The following is a 24359-nucleotide window of genomic DNA, read 5'->3' as shown; positions in this document are numbered from 1 at the left end:
AAACCGGCGCCGCCGGCGGCACTAGCCTATGCTCATCCGCCAGCGCGGCGGATGACGGCAGGCCCCGCGCGGCCGCCGTCCAGCCAAACCGGGAGCACAACAATGCACAATACTTCCCGTGATCCGGCACCCTTGCGCGTGCTGATCATCGGCGCCGGCTTCGGCGGCCTGGGCCTGGCCGTCCGCTTGCAACAGGCCGGCATCCACGACTACCTGATCCTCGAAAAGGCTGCCGACGTCGGCGGCGTGTGGCGCGAGAACAGCTACCCCGGCGCCGCCTGCGACGTGCCTTCGCACCTGTATTCCTTCTCCTTCGAGCCCAAGGCCGACTGGAGCCGCAAGTTCGCCCCGCAGGCCGAAATCCTCGACTACCTGCGCCACTGCGCCGACAAGTACGGCCTGCGCGAGCGCATCCGCTTCGGCTGCGAGGCGGTGGATGCCAGCTTCGACGAGGCCGCCGGGGAATGGCAGGTGCGCTGCGCCGACGGCCAGACGCTGCGCGCCCGCGCCCTGGTCTGCGCCACCGGCCAGCTGAGCCGGCCGCTGTACCCGCGCATCGCCGGGCTCGACGGCTTCAAGGGTGTGGCCTTCCACTCGGCGCGCTGGGACCACCGCGCCGACCTGCGCGGCAAGCGCGTGGCGGTGATCGGCACCGGCGCCAGCGCCATCCAGTTCGTCCCGCGCATCGCCCCGCAGGTGGCCGAGCTGCTGCTGTTCCAGCGCAGCGCGCCCTACGTGATCGCCAAGCCGGACCGCCCCTACGCCGCCTGGGAACGCCGCCTGAAGGCGCGCCTGCCCTGGCTGCAGCGCCTGGACCGTGGCCTCAAGTACCTGCAGCACGAGGCGCGGGTACTGGCCTTTTCCACCTTCCCGCCGCTGATGAAGTTCATGCAGCTGAGCTTCCGCCTGAACCTGCGCCGCGGCATCGCCGACGCGCAGCTGCGCCGGCGGCTGATCCCGGACTACCCGCTGGGCTGCAAGCGCATCCTTATCAGCAACGACTACTACCCGGCGCTGGCGCGGGACAACGTGCGGGTGATCGACAGCGGCATCGAGCGGGTGACCGGGGACGCCGTCGTCACCCGCGACGGCCAGCGCCACCCGGTGGACGCCATCGTCTTCGGCACCGGCTTCGCCGCCACCGAGTTCCTCGCCCCGTTGCGCGTCCAGGGCCTGGGCGGGCGCTGGCTGGAACAGGCCTGGGCCGAGGGCGCCGAGGCCTACAAGGGCATCAGCGTCGCCGGCTTCCCCAACCTGTTCATCCTCTACGGGCCGAACACCAACCTGGGGCACAACTCCATCGTCTACATGCTGGAGAGCCAGTTCCCCTACGTGCTGGCCTGCCTGCGCCACCTGGACCGCCAGGGCCTGCGCTACCTGGACGTGAAGCCCGAGGTGCAGCGCGCCTACAACCAGGCCCTGCAGCACGGCCTGCAGCACACCGTGTGGGAGAGCGGCTGCGACAGCTGGTACAAGACCGCCGCCGGCCGCAACACCAACAACTGGCCGGGCTTCACCTTCCGCTACCGCCAACAGACCCGCCAGCCGGAGTTCGCCGACTATGAATGCGCCCGTTGAGTTCGCACCGCCCGTTTCCGCCTCGCAACGCCTGCTGGCCGGCCTGCTGCGCGGCACCCTGCGCCTGCTGTTCCGCGGGCTGATGCGCCCGTCGATCCCGGTGTCGATGCAGCGCCGGGTGCTGAGCGCGCTTACTGCCGCCACCCTGACCCCACGCGGCGTGCAGCGCGGTGCGGAAGTCATCGCCGGGGTGCCCTGCGAATGGCAGCGCGCGGGCCGGGGCGAAGGCCGCACGCTGCTCTACCTGCACGGCGGGGCCTACCTGGCGGGCTCGCCGGCCACGCACCGGGCGATCACCGCCAACCTGGCGCGCCTGGGCCGCCTCGATGTGTGCGCGGCGGACTACCGCCTGGCCCCGGAACACCGCTTCCCGGCGCCGCTGGAAGATGCCCTGGCGGTGTACCAGGCGCTGCTGGCGCGCGGCCAGGACCCGGCGCGGCTGGCCGTGGCCGGGGATTCGGCCGGCGGCCACCTGACCCTGCAACTGGCCGTGGCGCTGAAGGAACGCGGCCTGCCGTTGCCCGGCGCGCTGGTGGTGTTCTCGCCGGTCACCGACGTCAGCTGCAGCCAGTGGCACCAGCCAAAGGCCGGCGACCCGCTGATCAGCCGCGCCTGGGTGGAAAGCGCTATCGCGATGTTCTGCCCGCCCGGCGTGGCGCGCGACTCGGCGCAGCTGTCGCCGCTGTTCGCCGACCTGGCCGGGCTGCCGCCGTTGCTGATCCAGGTCGGCGAGGACGAAGTGCTGCGCAACGACAGCCTGCGCCTGGCCGGCGCGGCGCGTAAGCGGGGAGTGGACGTCACCCTGCAGCGCTACCGCGACTGCTGGCACGTGTTCCAGGCCCACGCCGGGGTGCTGCGCATCGCCGACCAGGCCCTGGGCGAGGTGGCGGGCTTCCTCGGCCGGTACCTCGGGGGAGGGCGCTGATGCACAGCATCCTGATCACCGGCGCGGCCTCCGGCATAGGCGCGGCCAGCGCGCGGCTGTTCCATGCCCGCGGCTGGCGCGTCGGCCTGCTGGACCTGAACGTCGAGGCATTGGCCGGGCTCGCCGCCGAACTGGGCGGCGCCTGGCAGCGGGCGCTGGACGTGACCGACGCGGCGGCGGTGCGCGAGGCGCTGGCGGACTTCGTCGGCGCCGGCGACGGCTGCCTGCGCCTGCTGTTCAACTGCGCCGGCATCCTGCGTTTCGGCCGCTTCGAGGAAATCCCCGCGCAGGACCACGCCCGCCTGCTGGCGATCAACGTGCAGGGCCTGCTCAACTGCTGCCATGCCGCCTTCGAGCACCTCAAGGCCACGCCCGGCGCCCAGGTGCTGAACATGGGCTCGGCGTCGGGGCTGTACGGGGTGCCGGAGATGGCCACCTACTCGGCCTCGAAGTTCGCCGTGCGCGGCTTCACCGAGGCGCTGGAACTGGAGTGGCGGCGCCATGGCATCCGCGTCGCCGACCTGATGCCGCCCTTCGTGCGCACGCCCATGGTCACCAGCCAGGGCTACGAGCCGCCGGTGCTGCGCCGCCTGGGCCTGCACCTGCGGGCCGAGGACATCGCCGCGGCGGCCTGGCGCCAGGCCCACCGCAGCGGGGTGCACCGGCCCATCGGCGCGCTGTTCCGGGCGATGTACTGGTCCGGCCAGCTGTCGCCGCCGGCGCTCAACCGCTGGGTGATGGGCTGGCTCAGCCGCGAGTGACGGAAAGGGGCTTGCACCCATGGGGTGCAGCCCGGATGCTGTAGGGCTGGTCCGCGGCCGTAGGAAGTCGGCCGCCTTTCCCTTCGCCCGCCGCAAGGAAGCCGCCATGCCTTTCGCCTATTTCTGCCTGGCCCTGTCGATGCTGCTGGTCGGCGGCAACATCGCCATCGGCAAGCTGGTGCTGGAAGAGCTGCCCGTCTACCTGTTCGCCCTGCTGCGCTTCCTCATCGCCAGCCTGGTGCTGCTGCCCGGGCTGGCCCTGCCGCGGGTGCGCGCGGGGCTGGATGGCGGCGCCTGCCGCGGGCTGTTCCTGCAGGCCTTCTTCGGCTGCTTCCTGTTCAGCATTTGCATGCTGCATGGCGTGCAACTGACCTCGGCGACCAGCGCCGGCATCATCACCAGCGCCACGCCCAGCGTTATCGCCCTGCTGGCCTGGCTGTGGCTGCGCGAGCGCCTGGAGCCGCGCGGCCTGCTGGCCATCGCCCTGGCGGTGCTGGGCATCGCCGCGCTGAACCTGCTGGAGCGCCCGGCGGGCGGCCAGAGCGGCGTGCCGGGCAATGCCCTGGTGCTGGGCGCCGTGCTCGCCGAGGCGCTGTTCGCCATCTACTCGCGGCGCCTGTCGCTGCACCTGCACCCCTGGACCATGGCCCTGGGCGTCAACCTCGCCGGGCTGCTGCTGTTCCTGCCCCTGGCGCTGCCCGAGGCGCGGGCGCTGGACTGGCGCGCGGTGCCGACGGCGACCTGGGGCTGGACGCTGTTCTACGCCCTGAGCGCCAGCGTGCTGTCGTTCCTGCTGTGGTACCGCGGCATCTCCCGGGTGCCGGCCAGCACCGCCGGGTTGTTCACCGGGCTGATGCCGGTGGGCTCGGCGCTGGTCGGCGTGAGCCTGCTGGGCGAGCGTTTCGGCGCCAGCCACGCCCTGGGCATGGCCCTGGTGCTGGCGGCCCTGCTGCTGGCGACGCGCCCCGCGGCGCTGCCGCCCGTCGCCGCCGAACGTACCGACTGACCGGTAGGGCGGCATTCGGCCTGCATAGACGCTACGCTGAAACTGTTGGTCGCCGGCAGACGGGCCTTCCTGCCTGCCAGTTCAAGACCTTTGGCGACCAATTGGGGGACGTTGAAGCATTTTTGGCGTTTCCTGTGGCACAGCGAAGTGCCCGCCGCGGGTTCGGCTGCAAGCCGGGCCCGCATCGGCTGGGAAACTAGGTGAAACCCTGAACGTCTCGAAAGGAGGTGCGTACCATGGAAAAGCCCCTCTCGGAGGATATCAGTGTCAATGTGCTGCGCCGGATGAAGGAAGGGGGCTTCGATTTCGCCCGCATTCATCCCATCGACTTCTTCGCCATCTTTCCCGATGAACAGAACGCCCGCCAGGCCGCCCGGCAATTCCGCGGCGAATCCCTGAGGGCCCAGGTCGAAGCCCGTTCCGACGGTGGCTGGAACCTGCAGATCAGCAAGGTGATGTTCGCCACCCACGCGGCGATCGGCGCATTCGAACACGACCTGGAGGAAGTCGTGGCGCCGCTCGGAGGTGTGCTCGACGGCTGGGGGGTTACCCAGGAAGTGAGCAGCCTGCGTCCCTGATCCAACACGTTCGTCTCGCCGCCAGGCCGCGTCGGCCGGTGGCTTCCCACTCCCATGAACCCAATGCGCCCGCGCCGCCGGAAGGCGGTGCGGGCCTGCCCGCGGGCGCGCTGGGGGTTATGGTCGCGCGCCTTTTGCGGCAGACTGCCGCGCGGAGGTAAGCATGACCGATATCCTGATCCTGACCCACGCCGACTTCTGCCCGCCGGGCCACCTGGCCCGCGTGCTCGACCGCGCCGGCCTGGGCTTCGAGGTGCGCCGCGCCGACCACGGCGAGCTGGACGGCTACGACCTGGAGCGCCCGAAGGCCGTGGCCATCATGGGCGGCCCCATGAGCGTGAACGACGACCTGCCCTGGCTGCGCACCGAGGTGGCGGCGCTGCGCCGTTTCATCGAGCGCCGGGTGCCGCTGATCGGCCACTGCCTGGGCGGCCAGTTGCTGGCCAAGGCCCTCGGCGCGTCGATCCGCCAGCAGGGCTACACCGAGATGGGCTGGCAGCCGATGCGCCGCCTGGAGTCCGCGAGTCCGTGGCTGGCGCACCTGCCCGAGGAATTCCCGATCTACCAGTGGCACGGCGATGCCTTCGAGCTGCCCGAGGGCGCCGAGCACCTGCTGTCCAGCCCCTGGTGCGCCAACCAGGGCTTCTCCTGGGGCGGCTTCGTCCTCGGCCTGCAGGGCCACCCGGAGATGACCGAGGAGCTGGTCAGCGGCTGGATCAACGGCTGGCCGCAGTACCTGGACCCCAGCCAGCCGAGCCAGGAAAGCGCCGAGGTGATGCTCGCCGACCTGCCGCGCAAGGTGGCTGAACTGAACCGCGTGGCCGAGGGCTTCTACGCCCATTGGCTGAAGCTGGCCGGCCTGGCGTGAGCGGGCGGGGCGCACGGCCGTGCGCCCCGGGGTTTGCTGTAATCCGGTGGTTTACAACTGTGTATACTGCGGCTCCAGGCTTCTTCCAGGACAGGACCGCGCATGACGGAAAACAGCTTCGCCTTCCGCCTCAAGGAATTGCTCGAGCTCAACAAGCTGACCCTGCAGGCCGTGGCCACCGCGCTGGGCATCTCGCGCACCGCGGTGCACAAGTGGACGCGCGGCGGCGAGATCGACTACGACAACCTGCGCAAGCTGGCCGCCTTCCTCAAGGTCAACTGGATCTGGCTGCGCTACGGCGAGGAGGCGGTGCGCGACCTGCAGGCGCTGGAGCCCATCGAACTGCCGATGACCGACGTGCGCCGCCGCTACACCGCCGAGATCATGGAGAGCGAGGCGCGCATGAAGCTGGCCCAGGAGAGCGCGCGCATCGTCACCTGGGAGTGGAACCTGATCAGCGACGAGGTGACCTACTCGCCCAACGTGGAGGAGGTCTACGGCTGGCCGGTGAGTCATAACCAGGACTTCTGGCCGCACCTGCCGGCCGAGGACGTGGCCGCCATGCGCGCCATGTACGACCAGGCCATCGCCGAAGGCAGCGGCTGCGAGTGCGACTTCCGCATCTACCGCCCGGACGGCGAGCTGCGCTGGATCGCCTCCCGCGCCCGGGTGGTCAAGGACAGCGCCGGGCGCTCGGTGAAGATAGTCGGCATCAGCATGGACAACACCGCGCGCATGGCCGCCGAGGAAGAGCTGCGCAACAGCGAGGAGCGCTTCCGCGCCATCTTCGAGCTGACCTGGGGCGCGCTGGCCTACATCGGCCTGGACGGCACCTGGCAGCGCGTCAACGGCAGCCTCTGCGAGTTGCTCGGCTACAGCGCCGAGGAACTCTACGGCATGACCTTCCAGCAACTCACCCACCCCGACGACCTGGAGCGCAACCTGCAGCTGTTGCGCAGCATGCTGGCCGGCGAGATCGACCGCTACGTGGTGGAAAAGCGCTGCCGGCGCAAGGACGGCCGCTACGTCTGGGTGCGCGCCCGCACCTCGCTGCAGCGCCGCCGCCAGGACGGCCTGCCGGAGCACCTGATCAGCGTCTACGAAGACATAGGCCCGGCCCGCGCCGAACGCGAACGCCTGCAGGCACGCATCGCCGAACTGGAGGCGCAGCTGGCCGGGTAGGCGCGGGCCCTGCCCGCGATTTCGCGCGCAGGGCGCGCTCCTACAGGGGAATGGCGTGGGTGGGGCGTCTGTCTATTGGGTTCCCGCGTTCGCGGGAATGACGGGATTGAGATTCGTGTTTTCCGACGTCATTCCCGCGAACGCGGGAAGCCAGAAAACAACGTAGGAGCGGATCCCATCCGCGAATTGCGCCGATACCGCCGGCTATCGCGGACAAGGTCCGCTCCTACGGTTCCAGGATGTACGGCTTTTCGTAGGAGCGAGCTTGCTCGCGAACGGACTCCGCTGCGGGGCTCATTCGCGAGCAAGCTCGCTCCTACGAAGAGCGCCCCGGCGCGGCCTGCAAGTCAGTTGCGCACGCAGGGGAATGGTGTGGGGTGGGGTAGGGCGTATAACCGTTCGCGGTTATACGCCGTCGTCCTGTAGGAGCGGATTCATCCGCGATTGCGCCGGCAGGGCCGGCGCTCAAGGCTCGGCGAAGGGCAGCGGCGCCTCCGTCTCGCGCTGCACGGCGAAGGCGTTGAGGGTCATGGCCACCAGCGCGTAGTAGCCGAAGATCCCCACCAGTTCCACCATCCCGGCCTCGCCGAACGCCTCCACGCCCTCGTCATAGAGCGCCTGCTCGATCCGCTTAGTGGCATAGAGACTCCACCCCAGGCGATACACCAGGCGTTCATCGTCCCGCTCGAAAGACGGTTCCCCACCACGCCGCAGCGCTTCGATCACGCCCTCGGCCAGCCCCGCCTGGCGCGCGATGGGCTCGTGGATCTGCCATTCCGCCTGGGACTGCCACCAGGTCGCGGTAAGCAGGATCGCCAATTCGCTCAGGCGCAGTTCCAGGCGCGTGCCGTAGCGGCAGAAGGCGCCCAGCTTCTGCGCGCTGTCGGCCAGCTGCGGGCTGTGCACCCAGGCCAGGAAGGGGCCGTCGAGGTTGCCGCGCGGGCCGCTGAGGATGTCGCTCAGCACACGGCGCTGCTCGTCGTCCATGTTCTCGTCGGTGAGCGGGGTGAGGCGCGAGGTGATCTTCATGGGCTTTCCTCAGAGGCTGCCGATGGCCTGGTCGATGGCGCGCTGCAGCTTGTCCACCAGTTCGTCCAGCTGCGCCTCTTCGAGGATGAAGGGCGGCGCCAGGAGAATGTGGTCGCCGCGGCGGCCGTCCAGGGTGCCGCCCATGGGATAGCACAGCAGGCCTTCCTGCATGGCTGCCTTCTTGATCCGCGCGTGCAGCTTCGCCTCGGCGGGGAAGGGCGCCTTGCCGTCGCGCTTGGCCACCAGTTCCAGGCCCTGGAACAGCCCGCGGCCGCGGATGTCGCCGATATGCGGGTTGGCACCGAAGGCCTGTTGCAGTCGCTGCTGCAGGTCGAGGCCGAGGCTGCGCACGCGGGCCAACAGGCCGCGTTCCTCGATGGTCTTCTGCACCGCCAGGGCCGCGGCGCAGGCGGTGGCGTGGCCGATGTAGGTGTGGCCGTGCTGGAAGAAGCCCGAGCCCTGGGCGATGGCATTGTGGATGCGCTCGCTCACCAGGGTGGCGCCGATCGGCTGGTAGCCGGCGCCCAGGCCCTTGGCGATGGTGATCAGGTCGGCGCTGATGCCTTCCTGCTCGGCGGCGAACAGGCTGCCGGTGCGGCCCATGCCGCACATCACCTCGTCGAGGATCAGCAGCACCCCGTGGCGGTCGCAGATTTCCCGCACGCGCTTGAAGTAGCCGGGCACCGCGGGCACCGCGCCGAGGGTAGCGCCCACCACCGGCTCGGCGACGAAGGCCATGACCTTGTCCGCGCCCAGGCGGAGGATTTCCGCTTCCAGCTCCCGGGCCAGGCGTTCGCCATAGGCTTCGGGCGTCTCGCCGGCGGCCTGGTCGCGGTAGGCGTAGCAGGGGCTGACGTGGCTGACGTCGATCAGCAGCGGCTGGAACTGCTGGCGCCGCCAGGCGTTGCCGCCGGTGGCCAGGGCGCCGAGGGTGTTGCCGTGGTAGCTCTGGCGGCGGGCGATCAGGTGCGTGCGTTGCGGCTGGCCGATCTCCACGAAGTACTGGCGGGCCAGCTTGAGCGCCGCCTCCACCGCTTCGGAGCCGCCGCTGACGAAGTACACCGAGCGCATGCCCGCCGGCGCGCGGGCGACCAGGAAGTCCGCCAGCTGTTCCATGGGCTCGGTGGTGAAGAAGGAGCTGTGCGCATAGGCCAGGGTGCCGACCTGCCGGCGCACCGCCTCGATCACCGCCGGGTCGCTGTGGCCCAGGCAGGACACCGCCGCGCCGCCGCTGGCGTCCAGGTAGCGGCGGCCTTCGCTGTCGACCAGGTAGGCGCCGTCGCCGCGGACGGCCGTGGGGTAGGGCTGGGTGAGGCTGCGGTGCAGGACGTGGCTCATGGTGACCTCCGGGGTGATTGCGCAAATATTAATTGCATTTTTTATCTTGGCAATCTTTTGTTGCGTGCCCATTGCGCGGCCAGGACAGCTCATGATCGGCTGAAAGTGGCGAAACAGAGAAGCCCCAGGCGAAATTCCGCCTGGCTCTCGTCCGCAAAGCCCCGGCAAGGAGTGAGAAAAATACTTGCAATCGAATTTATTGCATGTTTATTTTGCGAAAAAGCACTCTGTGCATGCAGCCCCTTCCGTGGGTTAGCCGCTCAAAACAATAAAGTCCGGGCCCCGGCCCGTTGCGATCGAACTGCCGCTAATGCGCGCCCCGCCCAGGCGGGGCGCATCCACCGACCTGCAAGAGGAAGACCTGCATGAAAAAGCTGCTTCAAGCCTCCTTCGCCGCGCTGTCCCTGTTCGCCGCCGCCAGCTCCATGGCCGCCGACAAGGAACTGCTGATCGCCACCGACACCGCCTTCGTGCCCTTCGAGTTCAAGCAGGGCGACAAGTACGTCGGCTTCGACATCGACCTGTGGGCGGCCATCGCCAAGGAGATGGGCGTCACCTACCAGCTCAAGCCGATGGACTTCAACGGCATCATCCCCGCGCTGCAGACGCGCAACGTCGACGCCGCGCTGGCCGGCATCACCATCAAGGAAGACCGCAAGCAGGTCATCGACTTCTCCGACGGCTACTACGACAGCGGCTTCCTGCTGATGGTCAAGGCCGACAACGACAGCATCAAGGGCGAGGCCGACATCGCCGGCAAGAGCCTGGCGGTGAAGAGCGGCACCTCGGCGGCGGACTACGCCAAGGCCAACCTCAAGGCCGCCGACCTGCGCCAGTTCCCCAACGTCGACAACGCCTACCTGGAGCTGCGCACCGGCCGCGTCGACGCCGCCATGCACGACACGCCGAACGTCCTCTACTACATCAAGACCGCCGGCGACGGCCAGGTGAAGGCCGTCGGCGAGCAGATGATGGCGCAGCAGTACGGCATCGGCTTCCCCAAGGGCAGCGAGCTGCGCGAGCCGGTCAACGCCGCGCTGAAGAAGCTGCGCGAAGACGGCACCTACGCGCAGATCTACCGCAAGTGGTTCGGCACCGATCCCAAGTGAGCCGGAGGTAGAACCCCATGCATTTCCAATGGTCCGCCATCTGGGACGCGCTGCCGGTGCTGCTCGAGGGCGCCCGGCTGACCCTGTGGATTTCCATCCTGGGCCTTGCCGGCGGCGCCGTGATCGGCCTGCTGGCCGGTGTCGGCCGCGCCTACGGCGGCTTCTTCTCCAGCCGCCTGGCGCTGGTGTTCGTCGAGCTGATCCGCGGCACGCCGATCATGGTCCAGGTGATGTTCATCTACTTCGCCCTGCCGCTGATGGTCCCGGTGCGCATCGACCCGTTCAGCGCGGCGGTGGTCACCATCATGATCAACTCCGGCGCCTACATCGCCGAGATCACCCGCGGCGCGCTGCTCTCGGTGAACCGCGGGTTCCGCGAGGCCGGGCTGGCCCTGGGGCTGTCCGGGCGCGACACCCTGCGCTACGTGATCGCCCCGCTGGCCTTCCGGCGGATGATCCCGGCGCTGGGTAACCAGTGGATCGTCAGCATCAAGGACACCTCGCTGTTCATCGTCATCGGCGTGGCTGAGCTGACCCGCCAGGGCCAGGAGGTGATCGCCGGCAACTTCCGGGCGATGGAGATCTGGTCGGCGGTGGCGGTGATCTACCTGGTCATCACCCTGGTATTGAGTTACGTGCTGCGGCGCATGGAGTCGAGGCTGAAGATCCTATGATCGAGTTCAAGCGGGTTTCCAAGCATTTCGGCCAGACCGAGGTGCTCCACGACATCAACCTGAAGATCGGTTCCGGCGAGGTGGTGGTGATCATCGGCCCCTCCGGCTCGGGCAAGTCCACGCTGCTGCGCTGCATCAACAAGCTGGAGGTGATCACCGGCGGCGAGCTGTTCGTCGACGGCATGGAGGTCAACGATCCCAAGGTGGACGAGCGCCTGATCCGCCAGGAAGCGGGTATGGTGTTCCAGCAGTTCCACCTGTTCCCGCAGATGACCGCGCTGGAGAACGTGGCCTTCGGCCCGATCCGCGTGCGCGGGGCGAAGAAGGCCGAGGCTGAGGCGCTGGCCCGCGAGCTGCTGGCCAAGGTCGGCCTGTCCGAGCGCGCCGGGCACTATCCGTCGGAGCTCTCCGGCGGCCAGCAGCAGCGCGTGGCCATCGCCCGCGCCCTGGCGGTGAAGCCCAAGCTGATGCTGTTCGACGAGCCGACCTCGGCGCTGGACCCGGAGCTGCGCCACGAGGTGCTGCAGGTGATGAAGGACCTGGCGGAGGAGGGCATGACCATGGTCATCGTCACCCACGAGATCGACTTCGCGCGCAAGGTCGCCTCGCGGCTGATCTTCATCGACAAGGGCCGCATCGCCGAGGACGGCGAGCCCGCCAGCCTGATCGGCAACCCCACCAGCCCGCGCCTGCGGGAGTTCCTGCAGCATGTCGCCTGAAGGTCGCCCCATGAGCCTGAGCCCCCTGAACCTTTCCGGCAGCGCCTACGAAATCGGCCTGGGCCTGGGCCGCTTCGGCCGCGACGCGGTGCACCAGCGCCTGCGCCCGCTGCCGCTGTGGCACAGCCTGGCGGCGCGGGCCGGCTCGGCCGCGGCGCAGCGCATGCAGGCGCAGGTCCAGGCGCAGTTCCCGCGCATCTGGGACGAACTGCGCGGCCTGGCCGACGGCCTGGAACTGCCGCTGGAGGAAGTCTTCCTGTGGAACTGCCGTGGCGATTTCGTCCAGGACGCCAGCGTCGACGGTTGCACCACGGTGTTCGGCCCCGCCGAAGGCGGCTGGCTGATCGCTCACAACGAGGATGGCCTGCCTTCGCTCGACGGCTTCTGCGGCCTGCTCCACGCGCAACCCGAGCAGGGCCTGGGCTTCACCAGCTTCGTCTACCCCGGTTCGATCCCCGGCCACACCTTCGCGGTGAACGAACGCGGGTTGGTCAGCACGGTCAACAACATCCGCCCGCGCGCCATCCCGGCGGGCCTGCCGCGCCAGGTGCTGGCCCGGGCGGTGCTGGATGCCGGGAGCCTGGCGCAGGCCGTCGCCGTGCTGTCCACGGCGGGGCGCGCCGGCGCCTTCCACCATGCCCTGGGGCAGGTGGGGGCGAGCCAGCTGTTCAGCGTCGAGGCCTGTTCCTCTGGCGTGGCGGTGCGGGAAATCCAGCATCCGGCGGGGCATTCCAATCACCTGCTGGATGCTGGCCTGGACGCCGCCGGCCAGCGCATCACCGGCAGTTCCGGCAGCCGCCAGCAGCGCGTCGATGCCTTGCTGGCCGGGGCGCCCGCGCTGCTGGACGAGGAGCGGGCGCTGGCCATCCTGCGCGACACGGCGGACGCCGAGTTGCCGGTGTACCGCCGCGCGGCGGACGACCCGGACGAGGAGAACACCCTGGCCACGGCCGTGTTCCGCATCGGGGCGAACTCGGTAGAATGGCGCGTCCACTGCCAGCCCGATACCCGCGAGGTCGAGGCCCGGGGCAGTGTCCGCCCCGATCCCGAACCTGGACCCGCACGATGAGCCAAGCGCCCGCCGCCCTGCCCGACAACCTGGGAGCCCTCAAGCAACTGCTGGAGGACATCGAGCGCGGCGAGGCGGGCATCTCCCTGGGCGCCAGCTCGCGCCGCGTGCTGACGGCGCTGATCGAGGCGCCGCAGCGCACCGCGGTGTCGTCCATCAGCGAGCTGGCCGAGCAGCTGGGGGTCAACGCCTCGACCCTCTCGCGCCTGGCCCAGCGCCTGGGCTACGGCGGCTTCAGCAAGTTCCAGGACGTGTTCCGCCGCGAGCTGACCGAGGGCAAGAGCTTCTACAGCGACCAGGCCTCGCGCCTGCTGCTGACCCCCGCCGACAGCACCCTGTCGCGCCTGACGCGCCTGGGCCGGCAGGAAAGCGCCAACATCGCCAGCCTGATCGAGCAGGTGGAGCCGGAAGCGTTCGCCCGCGTGGTGGAGCTGCTGGCCGGCGCGCGCCGCGTGCGCATCCACGGCATGCGCCAGTTCACCTCGCTGGCGCTGTTCATGTCCTACGGCCTGGGCATGCTGCGCCCCGACGTGGCGGCGCTGGACTCCAACCGCCAGGGCGTGGCCGATGCCCTGGCGCAACTGGATGCCGGCGACGTGCTGGTGGTCGCCAGTTGCTTCCCCTATACGCCGAGCGTGCTGGCCACCGCCGAAGTGGCGGCGCGCCACGGCATCGAGGTGGTGGCCCTGACCGATTCTTCGAGTTCGCCGTTGGCGCGGGTGGCGGCGCACAGCTTCTACGTGCCCAACCACAGCCTGTTCTACAGCAACAGCATGTGCGCCTTCATGCTCCTGGCCCAGGGGCTGCTCAGCGAGGTGGCCGGACGGCTGGGCGAGAGCGCGCTGGCCTCGCTCAAGCATCGCGAAGCGCTGATCAGCGAGTTGAACGCCTCGCTCTGAGCCTGCTCAGGCTACCTGCACGCTGGCTTTGCGCGGATGTTCTCGGGCCAGGTACTCGGCCAGGCGCAGCTTCTGCGCGGCATCGAGGAACAGCCCGAGCTTGCTGCGGCGCCAGAGGATGTCCTCGGCGCCTTCGGCCCATTCCTCGCGGCACAGGTAGTCCACCTCGCGGGCGTAGAGCCCGGCGCCCAGGTGTTCGCCCAGCTCGGTTTCGCCCTTCACCCCGTCGAGCAGGCGCCAGCTGCGCGTGCCGTAGCTGGTGGCCCAGCGCCGCGCCAGACCGGCCGGCAGCCAGGGATGCCTGGCCAGCAGTTCGACGGCCAGGTCCTCGGGGCTGCTCATGTTTTCGCCGCCGGGCAGCGGGGCATCGGCGGTCCAGGCCGGGCCCAGGCGCGGGAAGGTCGGCGCCAGCTCGGCCAGGGCGGCCTCGGCCAGCTTGCGGTAGGTGGTCAGCTTGCCGCCGAACACCGACAGCAGCGGCGCCTCGCCTGGCGCGCCCTGCAGCGCCAGGGTGTAGTCGCGGGTGACGGCGGACGGCTCGTCGGACTCGTCGTCGCACAGCGGGCGCACCCCGGAGAAGCTCCATAGGATGTCTTCACGATGCAACTGGCGCTTGAAGTGGGCGTTGACCACCGCCAGCAGGTAGCCGGTTTCCTCGTCGCTGATCTGCACCTTCGCCGGGTCGCCCAGGTATTCGCGGTCGGTGGTGCCGATCAGGGTGAAGCGCCCCAGGTAGGGGATGACGAAGACGATGCGGCGGTCCTCATTCTGCAGGATGTACGCCTGCTCGCCCTCGTACAGCCGCGGCACCACCAGGTGGCTGCCCTGGATCAGGCGGATGCCGTAGGGCGGCCGCTGGCGCAGGTCGTCGCGGAGGAACTGCGCCACCCAGGGCCCGGCGGCGTTGACCAGGGCGCGGGCGCGGATGGAATAGAGGCTGCCGTCGTCGCGCTCCAGGTGCAGGTGCCACAGGCCCTTGCTGCGCCGCGCGCTGACGCAGCGGGTGCGCGGGTGCACGTGGGCGCCGCGCTCGCGGGCGGCCATGGCGTTGAGCACCACCAGGCGGGCGTCGTCGACGGAACAGTCGGCATACTCGAAGCCGCGGCGCAGATGTTCCTGCAGCGGGCTGTCGGCGCCGAAGCGCAGGCTACGGGAGGCGGGCAGCTTCTCGCGCCGGCCCAGGTGGTCGTAGAAGAACAGCCCGGCGCGGATCATCCAGGCCGGGCGCAGGTGCGGCTGGTGCGGCAGCACGAAACGCAGCGGGTGGACGATGTGCGGCGCCTTGGCCAGCAGCACCTCGCGCTCGGCCAGGGCCTCGCGCACCAGGCGGAATTCGCCGTGTTCCAGGTAGCGCAGGCCGCCGTGGACCAGCTTGCTGCTGGCCGAGGAGGTATGGCTGGCCAGGTCGTGCTGTTCGCAAAGGAAGGTGAGCAGGCCGCGCCCGGCGGCGTCCGCCGCGATGCCCGCGCCATTGATGCCGCCGCCGACCACCGCCAGGTCGTAGACCTCAGCCAGGGGAGCGGAGCGCTTGTGGGAATGGCTCATGGGGCGTCCTCTTGGCTGGAAATGAACATAAATGCGTTCGAATTCGAAAATAGGATAGGCGAGCGAGCGCCGGATGGCCAGGCTGAAGCCCAGCCATTCGGCTGATTTACCGGGAATTTTCGGATTCGAACGTAAAGCGCGTCAGACCAGCTCCAGCTGTACCTTGTGCTGGGCCAGCAGGCGCGCCACGGCGGGCGGCGGCGCGGCGTCGGTGAACAGGCGGTCGACCAGGCCGATCGGCCCCAGGCGCACTAGGGCGTTGCGCCCGAACTTGCTGGAGTCGGCGGCGAGGAACACCTGCCGGGCGTTGTCGATGATGGCGCGGGAGACGCGCACTTCCTGGTAGTCGAAGTCCAGCAGGCTGCCGTCCTCGTCGATGCCGCTGATGCCCACCAGGGCGAAGTCGGCGCGGAACTGCTCGATGAAGTCCACCGCCGCCTGGCCGACCACGCCGCCGTCGCTGCGCACGGTGCCGCCGGCCACCAGCACTTCGAAGTCGTCCTTGGCGCTGAGGGTGGCGGCGACGTGCAGGTTGTTGGTGATGATCTTCAGGTGGCGATGCCCGAGCAGGGCGCGGGCGATGGCCTCGGTGGTGGTGCCGATGTTGATGAACAGCGAGGCGTCGTCGGGAATCTGCGCCGCCACCGCCTCGGCGATGCGCTGCTTCTCGTCGCGCATCTGGTCGGCGCGGGTGTTGTAGGCGGTGTTCTCGATGCTCGAATCCCAGGCCGCGCCGCCATGGTAGCGGCGCAGCAGGCTGCGCTCGGCGAGCTGGTTGATGTCGCGGCGGATGGTCTGCGGGGTGACGGCGAACTGCTGGGCCAGCTCCTCGATGCTCAGGTAGCCGCGTTCGCGGACCAGGTCGAGGATGTCTTGCTGTCGGGGGGGCAGGTTCATCTGCGCTCTCGTGGGGCGGGGCGGAGGGTCAAGGATGCCGGAGTGGGGCGGGGCTGTCATGTGGGGGTGTTTTAGGCGCCGTCCTCGCACCCCGTCATTCCCGCTTTTCGTAGGAGCGAGCTTGCTCGCGAATGGGGTTTGCCGGGGGCTGCGGTGTTGGGGGTAAGAGCGCCCTCTCCCCAACCCTCTCCCTGAAGGGAGAGGGGGCTGTCCTGAGTGGACGGAAAATCTGGAGTCATCCTGATACTCCTAACCCATCCTCGTCATTCCCGCGAACGCGGGAACCCAATGACTGCGGGGTTCGCGAGCAAGCTCGCTCCTACGAAAAGCAAAAGCAAAAGCGCGTTTGCTCTGGGACTTCCAGAGAAACAGCCGAGCGCACCGGAACGCCCCTTCAGAAGGCCGAGCGAAACCGGCGCTCAGGAGGTCATGCGACATGGATGTCGCGAGAGCCCCGCGGGCTACAGGGACGTACCCTCGGGGCGGGCCTCCGTGGCGGGGGAATTCGTGAGGGTAGCCCGGCTTTATCGGGCCCGTATGTTGGGGCAAGCCTTTTTGGTTCCTTTTGTGGCGTTTGACAAAAGGGACTCGCCCGAGGGGGCGAAACAAGAAGGCCAGGCAGACTCGGAGCGGCGCAGAAACACCCAAGCTGAGGCAACTGGGTTATTCCCCTTCGGGCCAGCGCAAGCGCTGTTCGCGATGGAGCCGCGTCCCGCGTTCGCGGGAATGACGGGGTGAGGTTAGGGTTGGAAGGATGGCGCCTGACCGACGCATCGCTCAGGACAGCCCCCTCTCCCTTCAGGGAGAGGGCTGGGGAGAGGGCGCTCTTCAACACCCAACACCCACACCACCAACAACCTCCCCCAACCCCCCGCCTTTCGCCCGTGCGACCTATTCTTATAGCCAACAGCCGACCCTATTCCCCTGCGGAATGTAAGCCCATACGCTGCAGGGGATCGACGGAAAGCCTCCGTCAGCATTCGGGGCTCACAATGTATAAAGATCTGAAATTCCCCATCCTCATCGTCCACCGCGACATCAAGGCCGACACCGTCGCCGGCGACCGCGTCCGCGGCATCGCCCGCGAGCTGGAGCTGGACGGCTTCAGCATCCTTTCCACCGCCAGTGCCACCGAGGGGCGCATCGTCGCCTCCACCCACCATGGCCTGGCCTGCATCCTGGTCGCCGCCGAGGGGGCGGGGGAGAACCAGCGCCTGTTGCAGGACGTGGTCGAGCTGATCCGCGTGGCGCGGGTGCGGGCGCCGCAGCTGCCGATCTTCGCCCTCGGCGAGCAGATGACCATCGAGAACGCGCCGGCCGAGTCCATGGCCGACCTGCACCAGCTGCGCGGCATCCTCTACCTGTTCGAAGACACCGTGCCCTTCCTCGCCCGCCAGGTCTCGCGGGCCGCGCGCAAGTATCTGGAGGGCCTGCTGCCGCCGTTCTTCCGCGCCCTGGTGGAGCACACCGCGCAGTCCAACTATTCCTGGCACACGCCTGGCCACGGCGGCGGCGTGGCCTACCGCAAGAGCCCGGTGGGGCAGGCTTTCCACCAGTTCTTCGGGGAGAACACCCTGCGCTCGGACCTGTCCGTTTCGGTGCCCGAGCTGGGCTCGCTGCTCGACCACACCGGCCCGCTGGCCGAGGCCGAGGCCCGCGCGGCGCGCAACTTCGGTGCCGACCACACCTTCTTCGTGATCAACGGCACCTCCACGGCGAACAAGATCGTCTGGCACTCCATGGTCAGCCGCGACGACCTGGTGCTGGTGGACCGCAACTGCCACAAGTCGGTGCTGCACTCGATCATCATGACCGGCGCCATCCCGCTGTACCTGTGCCCGGAGCGCAACGAGCTGGGCATCATCGGGCCCATTCCGCTGTCCGAGTTCAGCCGCGAGTCGATCGCCGCGAAGATCGCCGCCAACCCCCTGGCTCGCGGCCGCGAGCCGAAGGTGCGGCTGGCGGTGGTGACCAATTCCACCTACGACGGCCTGTGCTACAACGCCGAGCTGATCAAGCAGGCCCTGGACGGCAGCGTCGAGGTGCTGCACTTCGACGAGGCCTGGTACGCCTACGCCGCCTTCCACGAGTTCTACGACCGCCGCTACGGCATGGCCACCAGCCGCGGCGAGGACGGCCCGCTGGTGTTCACCACGCATTCCACGCACAAGATGCTGGCGGCCTTCAGCCAGGCCTCGATGATCCACGTGCAGGACGGCGGCAAGCGGCGCCTGGACCGCGCGCGCTTCAACGAAGCCTTCATGATGCACATCTCCACTTCGCCGCAGTACGGCATCATCGCCTCGCTGGACGTGGCCTCGGCGATGATGGAAGGGCCGGCCGGGCGTTCGCTGATCCAGGAGACCTTCGACGAGGCCCTGAGCTTCCGCCGCGCCCTGGCCAACGTGCAGCAGAACCTGGCGGCCGGCGACTGGTGGTTCTGCGTGTGGCAGCCGCCGGGCGTGGAGGGCACCGACGAGGTGCGCACCCGCGACTGGCTGCTGGAGCCCGACGCCGAGTGGCACGGCTTCGGCGAGGTGGAAGACGACTACGTGCTGCTCGACCCGATCAAGGTCACCCTGGCCACCCCGGGCCTGAACGCCGCCGGGCGTCTTGAAGAACACGGCATTCCCGCCGCGGTGGTCGGCCGCTTCCTCTGGGAGCGCGGCCTGGTGGTGGAGAAGACCGGCCTGTACTCCTTCCTGGTGCTGTTCTCCATGGGCGTGACCAAGGGCAAGTGGAGCACCCTGGTCACCGAGCTGCTGGAGTTCAAGCGCAGCTACGACGGCAACACGCCGCTGTCCGAGGCGCTGCCCAGCGTGCTCCAGGCCGCCCCGGCGCGCTACGCCGGCATGGGCCTGCGCGACCTCTGCGAGCAGTTGCACGCCTGCTACCGCGAGCACGCCACGGCCAAGGCCATGCGCCGCATGTACACCATCCTGCCGGAACTGGCGCTGCGCCCGGCCGACGCCTACACCCAGCTGGTGCGCGGCGAGGTCGAGGCGGTGCCCATCGAGCGCCTCGAAGGGCGCATCGCCGCGGTCATGCTGGTGCCTTACCCGCCGGGCATCCCGCTGATCATGCCGGGCGAGCGCTTCACCGAGGCGACGCGCTCGATCCTCGACTACCTGGCCTTCGCCCGGACCTTCGAACACGACTTCCCCGGTTTCGATTCCGATGTGCATGGCCTGCAGGCGCAGGACGTGGACGGCCGGCGCTGCTATACAGTTGAGTGCATCGTGGAAAATGCCGACAGCTGATTCCGTCGTCCAGGGCGACGGGACCTAAGGAGCGAGGATGAGCGGGGGAGAGGCTGCCAAGAAAGGCAGCATGGGGTTCTGGAGCTGTACCGCGCTGGTGATCGGCAACATGGTCGGCTCGGGCGTCTTCCTGCTGCCCTCCAGCCTCGCCGCCTATGGCGGGCTCAGCCTGTTCGGCTGGCTGGTCTCCAGCACCGGCGCGGTGCTGCTGGCCTTCACCTTCGCCCGCCTGGCGCGGCTCAACCCCGGCGCCGGCGGGCCCTACGCCTACACCCGCGAGGGCTTCGGCAGCTTCGCCGGCTACCTGTGCGCCTGGACCTACTGGAAGGCCGCATGGATCGGCAACGCCGCCATCGCCGTGACCCTGGTGGGCTACCTGCGGGTGTTCATCCCGGCGCTGGCCGACCCGCTGCTGATGGTGGCCACCGCCATCGGCGCCATCTGGCTGTGCACCTTCATCAACCTGCGCGGCATCGCCACCTTCGCTGTGGTGCAGAACCTGCTCACCGCGCTCAAGCTGATCCCGCTGCTGCTGGTCGGGGTGCTCGGCTGGCTGCACTTCAACCCCGACTACCTGGCCATTCCGCCGCGCGAGCAGTTGCCGAACATGGGCTATGCCCAGGCCATCGCCACCACCGCGGCGCTGACGCTCTGGTCGTTCATCGGCCTGGAATCGGCGACGGTGCCGGCCGACGACGTGCGCGACCCCAAGCGCACCATCCCGCGCGCCACGCTGTTCGGCACCCTGGCCGCGGCCGGCGTGTATGTGTTGTCGATCACCTCGGTGCAGGGCCTGATGCCGCCGGAGGTGCTGGCCAAGTCGACCTCGCCCTTCGCCGACGCCGCGCGCGTGCTGATGGGCGACTGGGGCTACTACCTGGTGGCCGCCGGCGCGGTGATCGCCTGCCTCGGCGCGCTCAACGGCTGGGTGCTGCTGCAGGGGCAGATCCCGGTGGCGCCGGCGCGCGACGGGCTGTTCCCCGAATCCCTCGGCAAGCTCAACAAGCACGGCGCACCGGCCAACGGCCTGTGGGCCTCGGGGCTGCTGGTGACGGTGCTGGTGCTGATCGACGGCCAGGGCAACCTGGTGGACGTGTTCAACGTCATCATCCTGCTCGGCACCATGACCGGCGTGGTGCCCTACGCCTTCTGCACCGCGGCGCTGCTGCAGCTGCTGGCGGTGCGCACCAGCGAGTTCTCGCCGCGCTCGCGGCCGCAGCTGATCGCCGTCGGCTCGCTGGGCTTCCTCTACTCGCTGTGGGCCCTCTACGGTACCGGCGAGCAGGCCATCTTCTGGGGCTTCCTGGTGTTCATGGCGGGTATCCCGATGTACACCTGGCGGCAATGGCGCAACCGCCAGCAGGGCCTGCCGGTGGCGGAAATCGACTAGCGCCCGTTCGCAGCTGGAGCGTGCCCTGCATCACATAGGCCGGCATCGACTTTTGCCCTTGCCTTGTTATAGTGGCACGCCATCACTACAAGAACTGCCGCGCACAGCAGAGCAGGGCATTCCCGAGGGTTTCCCCCGTGACCGAGTACAAAGCATTTCGCGTCGAACTGGCCGACAAGATCGCGCATGTGATCATCAATCGCCCGGAAAAAGTCAACGCGATGAACGCCGATTTCTGGCGCGAGATCGTCGATATCTTTCGTTGGGCCGATGAAACGGATGAAGTCCGCGTGGTGGTGATTTCCGGTGCCGGCAAGCATTTCTCCGCCGGCATCGACCTGATGCTGCTGGCCCAGGCCGGCAGCCAGTTGGGCAAGGACGTCGGCCGCAACGCCCGCGCCCTGCGCCGCAAGATTCTCGAGCTGCAGGCCTCGTTCAACGCCATCGACGCCTGCAGCAAGCCGGTGCTCGCCGCCGTGCAGGGCTATTGCCTGGGCGGCGCCATCGACCTGATCTCGGCCTGTGACATGCGCTACTGCAGCGAGGACGCGCAGTTCTCCATCAAGGAAATCGACATGGGCATGGCCGCCGACGTCGGCACCCTGCAGCGCCTGCCGCGGCTGATCGGCGACGGCATCATGCGCGAGCTGGCCTACACCGGACGCATGGTCGACGCCGCCGAGGCGGTGCGCATCGGCCTGGTCAACCGCAGCTACGCCGACAGCGCGGCGCTGCTCGACGGCGTGTTCGAACTGGCGCGGCAGATCGCCGGCAAGTCGCCGATCGCCATCCGCGGCACCAAGGAGATGATCCGCTACGCCCGCGACCACAGCGTCGAGGACGGCCTGGAATACATCGCCACCTGGAACGCCGCCATGCTGCAATCGGCCGACCTGCAGAAGGCCATGGCCGCCCACATGAGCAAGCAGCAGCCGGAGTTCGCCGACTGATGCCCCATTACTCCCTCGCGCAGGAGGCGCGTTAGCCCGATGGTCACTGGAGCCACCTCCCTCAGTCTGGTGCGCGATGAACTCTTCGCCACCATGGAGCAGGCCGAGCAGAACCTCGAGCAATTCATCGCCGAGCGCCAGAACGGCAGCCTGCTGCAACACGCGGTCGAATGCCTGGCGCAGATCCGCGGTACCCTCAACCTGATCGAACTGGCCGGCGCCGAGCTGCTGGCCCAGGAAGCCCTGCAGCTGGCCACCGACATCCCCACCGGCGTCGGCGAGGAGCGCGACGGCCAGCTGGCCGCCCTGGGCAATGCCCTGTATGTGCTGCGCCGCTACCTGGAGAACCTGGAGGCCAACCGCCAGGAAATCCCCGAGCTGCTGCTGCCGGCGATCAACGACGTGCGCCTGGCCGCCGGCCAGCCGGTGCTGCCGGAGAGCTTCTTCTTCAGCGCGCGCCTGGACCTGCCGCGCCCGGCTGCGCCCCGCGCGGTGCCCACGGTGGCCGACCGCGCCCAGGAAGTCCGCCGCCTGCGGCACATGTACCAGGTCGGCCTGCTCGCCCTGGTGCGCGAACAGGACCATTACTCCGGCCTCAAGCTGATGGGGCGCGCCCTGGCGCGCCTCGACGCGCTGCTCGGCTACGGCCAGCGCAGCCGCCTGTGCTGGATAGGCGCGGGCGCCCTGGAAGCCCTGGTGGATGCGCAGATGCTGCCGCGCAAGGCGCGCAAGCAGCTGTTCTCGCGCCTGGACCGCGAACTCAAGCAACTGCTGGCCAACGCCAGCTACGAGGCGCCGCGCCAGCTGCTCAAGGAGCTGCTCTACCTCACCGCCCTGGCCGACACCCGCGGCCCGCGGGCCAGCGAGCTGCGCGAGGTGTTCGGCCTGGCGCCGCTGCCGTTCACCGACCACCTGCTGGAAGACGAGTCGCAGCGCCTGTCCGGTCCCGGCCAGGCGGTGATGCGCTCGTTGTCGGCGGCCATTCGCGAGGAACTCACCACGGTCAAGGACCAGCTCGACCTGATCGAGCGCGGCGTGTCCCCGGCCGATGCCCTGGGCACCCTGCACACCCAACTGGGCAAGTTGGCCAAGACCCTCGGCATGGTCGGCCTGAACTCCGCGGCCAACGTGCTGCAGGGCCAGGTTTCGGTGGTGTCCGGCTGGGTGGCCAGGGGCGCGGTGGAATCGCCGGTGGCGCTGAACGCCCTGGCCGACGCGCTGCTCTACGTGGAAAGCCTGGTCGGCAGCCTGGAGCGCGGCGAGCGCCTGGCCGCCCCCGCCATCATCGACCTCGAGCCCACCGCCGAGTCCTTCGCCGTGCACCAGCTGGCCGAGGCGCGCATCGTGGTCATCGACGAAGCCCAGGGCGGCCTGGCCCTGGCCAAGCGGGCGATCACCGCCTACCTGGAATCCAACGGCGACAAGCTGCACCTGGCCAACGTCCCCGGCAGCCTGCAGGCCGTGCGCGGCGGGCTCTGGTTCCTCGGCCAGGAACGCGCCGCCCGGCTGGTCGGGGCTTGCGCCGACTACATCCAGCGGCAGATGATTGAAACCACGCAGATGCCGTCCGAGCAGATGCTGGAAACCCTGGCCGATGCCCTGACCGGCCTCGAATACTACCTGGAGGGCGGCGCCGTGCTGCGTCCCGAAGGCCAGCCCGACGTGCTGGACGTGGCCAGCGAGAGCGTGCGCGCCCTCGGCCTGGAGGTGGCTGCCTGATGCGTACCGGACGTTGGGAGTCCGCCTGGCTCGACCCGGCGGAGAAAGGTGGCTGGGCCCTGGCCCACTATCGCCAGCAATTCCTCGGCGATGCCAATGGCGTGCTCTTCCCCCGTGACTGGCTCAAGCGCCAGGACCTGCCGGTGCTCTCCGAGCAGGGCGTCGGCCACTTCGATGGCGACGCCGTGTACCTGCTGGAGCTGGAGTCTCCCGCCAGCGTCGAGGGCTGCAGCTGGATAGGCCTGCGCCACGTCATGCTCGAAGCCGAGGAAGACCAGTTCGCCATGCTCGGCTTCGCCAGCCAGGTCGGCACCTGGGCCCGCGAGAACCGTTTCTGCGGCGGCTGCGGCCAGCCGATGCGCGCCGTGCCGCGCGAACGCGCCATGCGCTGCGACGCCTGTGACATCCAGCGCTACCCGCTGCTGTCGCCGAGCATGATCGTCCTGGTCACCCGCGGCGACGAACTGCTGCTGGCGCGCTCGCCGCGCTTCGTGCCGGGCATGTACAGCACCCTGGCCGGCTTCGTCGAGCCGGGCGAGTCGGTGGAGCACTGCGTGGCCCGCGAGGTGAAGGAAGAAGTGGGGCTGCAGGTCGGCAACATCCGCTACCTGGGCAGCCAGAACTGGCCGTTCCCGCATTCGCTGATGCTCGGCTTCCACGCCGAGTACATCAGCGGCGAGATCGTCTGCCAGCCGGACGAGATCGAGGACGCCCAGTGGTTCCCCTACGACTCGCTGCCGCGCCTGCCAGCCGGGCGTTCCATCGCCCGCTACCTGATCGAGAGCTGGCTGGCGCGCCGCGCCGGACGGCCCGATCCCATCCTGCCGGGCGGCGGCTACTGACGCCCGGCGTTTTCCCCGCGC

The 24359-nt window shown here is 69.1% G+C and carries 21 protein-coding genes; 17 read left to right on the top strand and 4 right to left on the bottom strand.

Translation table 11 applies throughout. From position 1 onward, the window contains the following. Positions 1–102: 102 nt before the first annotated feature. From ACTWJ5_RS20850 to ACTWJ5_RS20820, 7 genes are all read left to right on the top strand, one after another. Complete coding sequence (locus ACTWJ5_RS20850) at positions 103–1578, top strand: flavin-containing monooxygenase (protein WP_444436446.1); 1476 nt, start codon at positions 103–105, stop codon at positions 1576–1578. Beyond that, positions 1562–2503: an alpha/beta hydrolase gene (locus ACTWJ5_RS20845; protein WP_444436445.1), complete on the top strand. Its 942-nt coding sequence runs from the start codon at positions 1562–1564 to the stop codon at positions 2501–2503. Before ACTWJ5_RS20850 ends, ACTWJ5_RS20845 begins: the two co-directional genes overlap by 17 nt. Further along, positions 2503–3264, top strand: a complete 762-nt coding sequence (locus ACTWJ5_RS20840; RefSeq protein ID WP_253407009.1) for an SDR family oxidoreductase — start codon at positions 2503–2505, stop codon at positions 3262–3264. The genes ACTWJ5_RS20845 and ACTWJ5_RS20840 overlap by 1 nt, the downstream gene beginning before the upstream one ends. A gap of 106 nt (positions 3265–3370) precedes the next feature. Beyond that, positions 3371–4270, top strand: a complete 900-nt coding sequence (locus ACTWJ5_RS20835) for a DMT family transporter (protein WP_074983633.1) — start codon at positions 3371–3373, stop codon at positions 4268–4270. A 236-nt stretch (positions 4271–4506) separates the two neighbouring features. After that, the gene (locus tag ACTWJ5_RS20830; RefSeq protein WP_009619201.1) at positions 4507–4848 is read left to right on the top strand and encodes a ribonuclease E inhibitor RraB; all 342 of its coding nucleotides are present in this window, start codon (positions 4507–4509) and stop codon (positions 4846–4848) included. A 163-nt stretch (positions 4849–5011) separates the two neighbouring features. Further along, the gene (locus ACTWJ5_RS20825; protein WP_116423815.1) at positions 5012–5716 is read left to right on the top strand and encodes a type 1 glutamine amidotransferase; all 705 of its coding nucleotides are present in this window, start codon (positions 5012–5014) and stop codon (positions 5714–5716) included. 102 nt (positions 5717–5818) lie between these two features. Further along, positions 5819–6898 (top strand): PAS domain-containing protein, encoded by a 1080-nt coding sequence (locus tag ACTWJ5_RS20820; protein WP_253407015.1) that lies wholly within the window; start codon positions 5819–5821, stop codon positions 6896–6898. A 465-nt stretch (positions 6899–7363) separates the two neighbouring features. Here ACTWJ5_RS20820 and ACTWJ5_RS20815 read toward each other — a convergent pair whose 3' ends face one another. Both ACTWJ5_RS20815 and ACTWJ5_RS20810 read right to left on the bottom strand, forming a co-directional pair. Then, positions 7364–7927, bottom strand: a complete 564-nt coding sequence (locus ACTWJ5_RS20815; protein ID WP_444436444.1) for a carboxymuconolactone decarboxylase family protein — start codon at positions 7925–7927, stop codon at positions 7364–7366. A 9-nt stretch (positions 7928–7936) separates the two neighbouring features. Further along, entirely contained in the window at positions 7937–9265 is a 1329-nt protein-coding gene (locus ACTWJ5_RS20810; protein ID WP_253392168.1) for an aspartate aminotransferase family protein, read from the bottom strand. 365 nt (positions 9266–9630) lie between these two features. Between ACTWJ5_RS20810 and glnH the strand changes: the two genes are divergently transcribed. Genes glnH through ACTWJ5_RS20785 form a run of 5 tightly spaced genes read left to right on the top strand, consistent with a single transcriptional unit; the run spans position 9631 to position 13735 of the window. After that, the gene (glnH, locus tag ACTWJ5_RS20805) at positions 9631–10374 is read left to right on the top strand and encodes a glutamine ABC transporter substrate-binding protein GlnH (protein WP_253392169.1); all 744 of its coding nucleotides are present in this window, start codon (positions 9631–9633) and stop codon (positions 10372–10374) included. Between the two features lie 17 nt (positions 10375–10391). Further along, positions 10392–11048 (top strand): glutamine ABC transporter permease GlnP, encoded by a 657-nt coding sequence (gene glnP, locus ACTWJ5_RS20800; protein WP_253392170.1) that lies wholly within the window; start codon positions 10392–10394, stop codon positions 11046–11048. Beyond that, on the top strand, positions 11045–11767 hold the full coding sequence (gene glnQ, locus ACTWJ5_RS20795; protein WP_009619208.1) for a glutamine ABC transporter ATP-binding protein GlnQ: 723 nt from the start codon (positions 11045–11047) through the stop codon (positions 11765–11767). The genes glnP and glnQ overlap by 4 nt, the downstream gene beginning before the upstream one ends. 10 nt (positions 11768–11777) lie before the next feature. After that, positions 11778–12836, top strand: a complete 1059-nt coding sequence (locus ACTWJ5_RS20790) for a C45 family autoproteolytic acyltransferase/hydolase (protein WP_444436443.1) — start codon at positions 11778–11780, stop codon at positions 12834–12836. After that, on the top strand, positions 12833–13735 hold the full coding sequence (locus ACTWJ5_RS20785; protein WP_024128311.1) for a MurR/RpiR family transcriptional regulator: 903 nt from the start codon (positions 12833–12835) through the stop codon (positions 13733–13735). Before ACTWJ5_RS20790 ends, ACTWJ5_RS20785 begins: the two co-directional genes overlap by 4 nt. Positions 13736–13741: 6 nt before the next feature. Here ACTWJ5_RS20785 and glpD read toward each other — a convergent pair whose 3' ends face one another. Both glpD and ACTWJ5_RS20775 read right to left on the bottom strand, forming a co-directional pair. Then, a complete protein-coding gene (gene glpD, locus ACTWJ5_RS20780) occupies positions 13742–15280 on the bottom strand; it encodes a glycerol-3-phosphate dehydrogenase (RefSeq protein ID WP_261748301.1) in 1539 nt (512 codons plus the stop codon). Positions 15281–15421: 141 nt separating this feature from the next. Continuing rightward, positions 15422–16177, bottom strand: a complete 756-nt coding sequence (locus ACTWJ5_RS20775) for a DeoR/GlpR family transcriptional regulator (protein ID WP_301501152.1) — start codon at positions 16175–16177, stop codon at positions 15422–15424. A 992-nt stretch (positions 16178–17169) separates the two neighbouring features. Here ACTWJ5_RS20775 and ACTWJ5_RS20770 point away from each other — a divergent pair. From ACTWJ5_RS20770 to nudC, 5 genes are all read left to right on the top strand, one after another. Beyond that, positions 17170–19437: an Orn/Lys/Arg decarboxylase N-terminal domain-containing protein gene (locus ACTWJ5_RS20770; protein WP_256511880.1), complete on the top strand. Its 2268-nt coding sequence runs from the start codon at positions 17170–17172 to the stop codon at positions 19435–19437. Between the two features lie 37 nt (positions 19438–19474). Next, positions 19475–20827, top strand: coding sequence for an amino acid permease (locus ACTWJ5_RS20765; protein ID WP_249917115.1), 1353 nt, complete (start codon positions 19475–19477; stop codon positions 20825–20827). Between the two features lie 137 nt (positions 20828–20964). Continuing rightward, positions 20965–21777: a crotonase/enoyl-CoA hydratase family protein gene (locus ACTWJ5_RS20760; protein WP_043266857.1), complete on the top strand. Its 813-nt coding sequence runs from the start codon at positions 20965–20967 to the stop codon at positions 21775–21777. A 39-nt stretch (positions 21778–21816) separates the two neighbouring features. Continuing rightward, complete coding sequence (locus ACTWJ5_RS20755) at positions 21817–23496, top strand: ferrous iron transporter B (RefSeq protein WP_074983662.1); 1680 nt, start codon at positions 21817–21819, stop codon at positions 23494–23496. Then, positions 23496–24338 (top strand): NAD(+) diphosphatase, encoded by an 843-nt coding sequence (nudC, locus tag ACTWJ5_RS20750; protein WP_256511879.1) that lies wholly within the window; start codon positions 23496–23498, stop codon positions 24336–24338. Before ACTWJ5_RS20755 ends, nudC begins: the two co-directional genes overlap by 1 nt. Positions 24339–24359 lie beyond the last annotated feature (21 nt).

Origin of the sequence: Pseudomonas sp. A6 (genome assembly GCF_052367875.1) — a bacterium.
GTDB classification, from domain to species: domain Bacteria; phylum Pseudomonadota; class Gammaproteobacteria; order Pseudomonadales; family Pseudomonadaceae; genus Pseudomonas; species Pseudomonas citronellolis.
The sequence above is the reverse complement of the archived record's forward strand: the minus strand, read 5'-3'. Positions and strand labels throughout refer to the sequence as shown.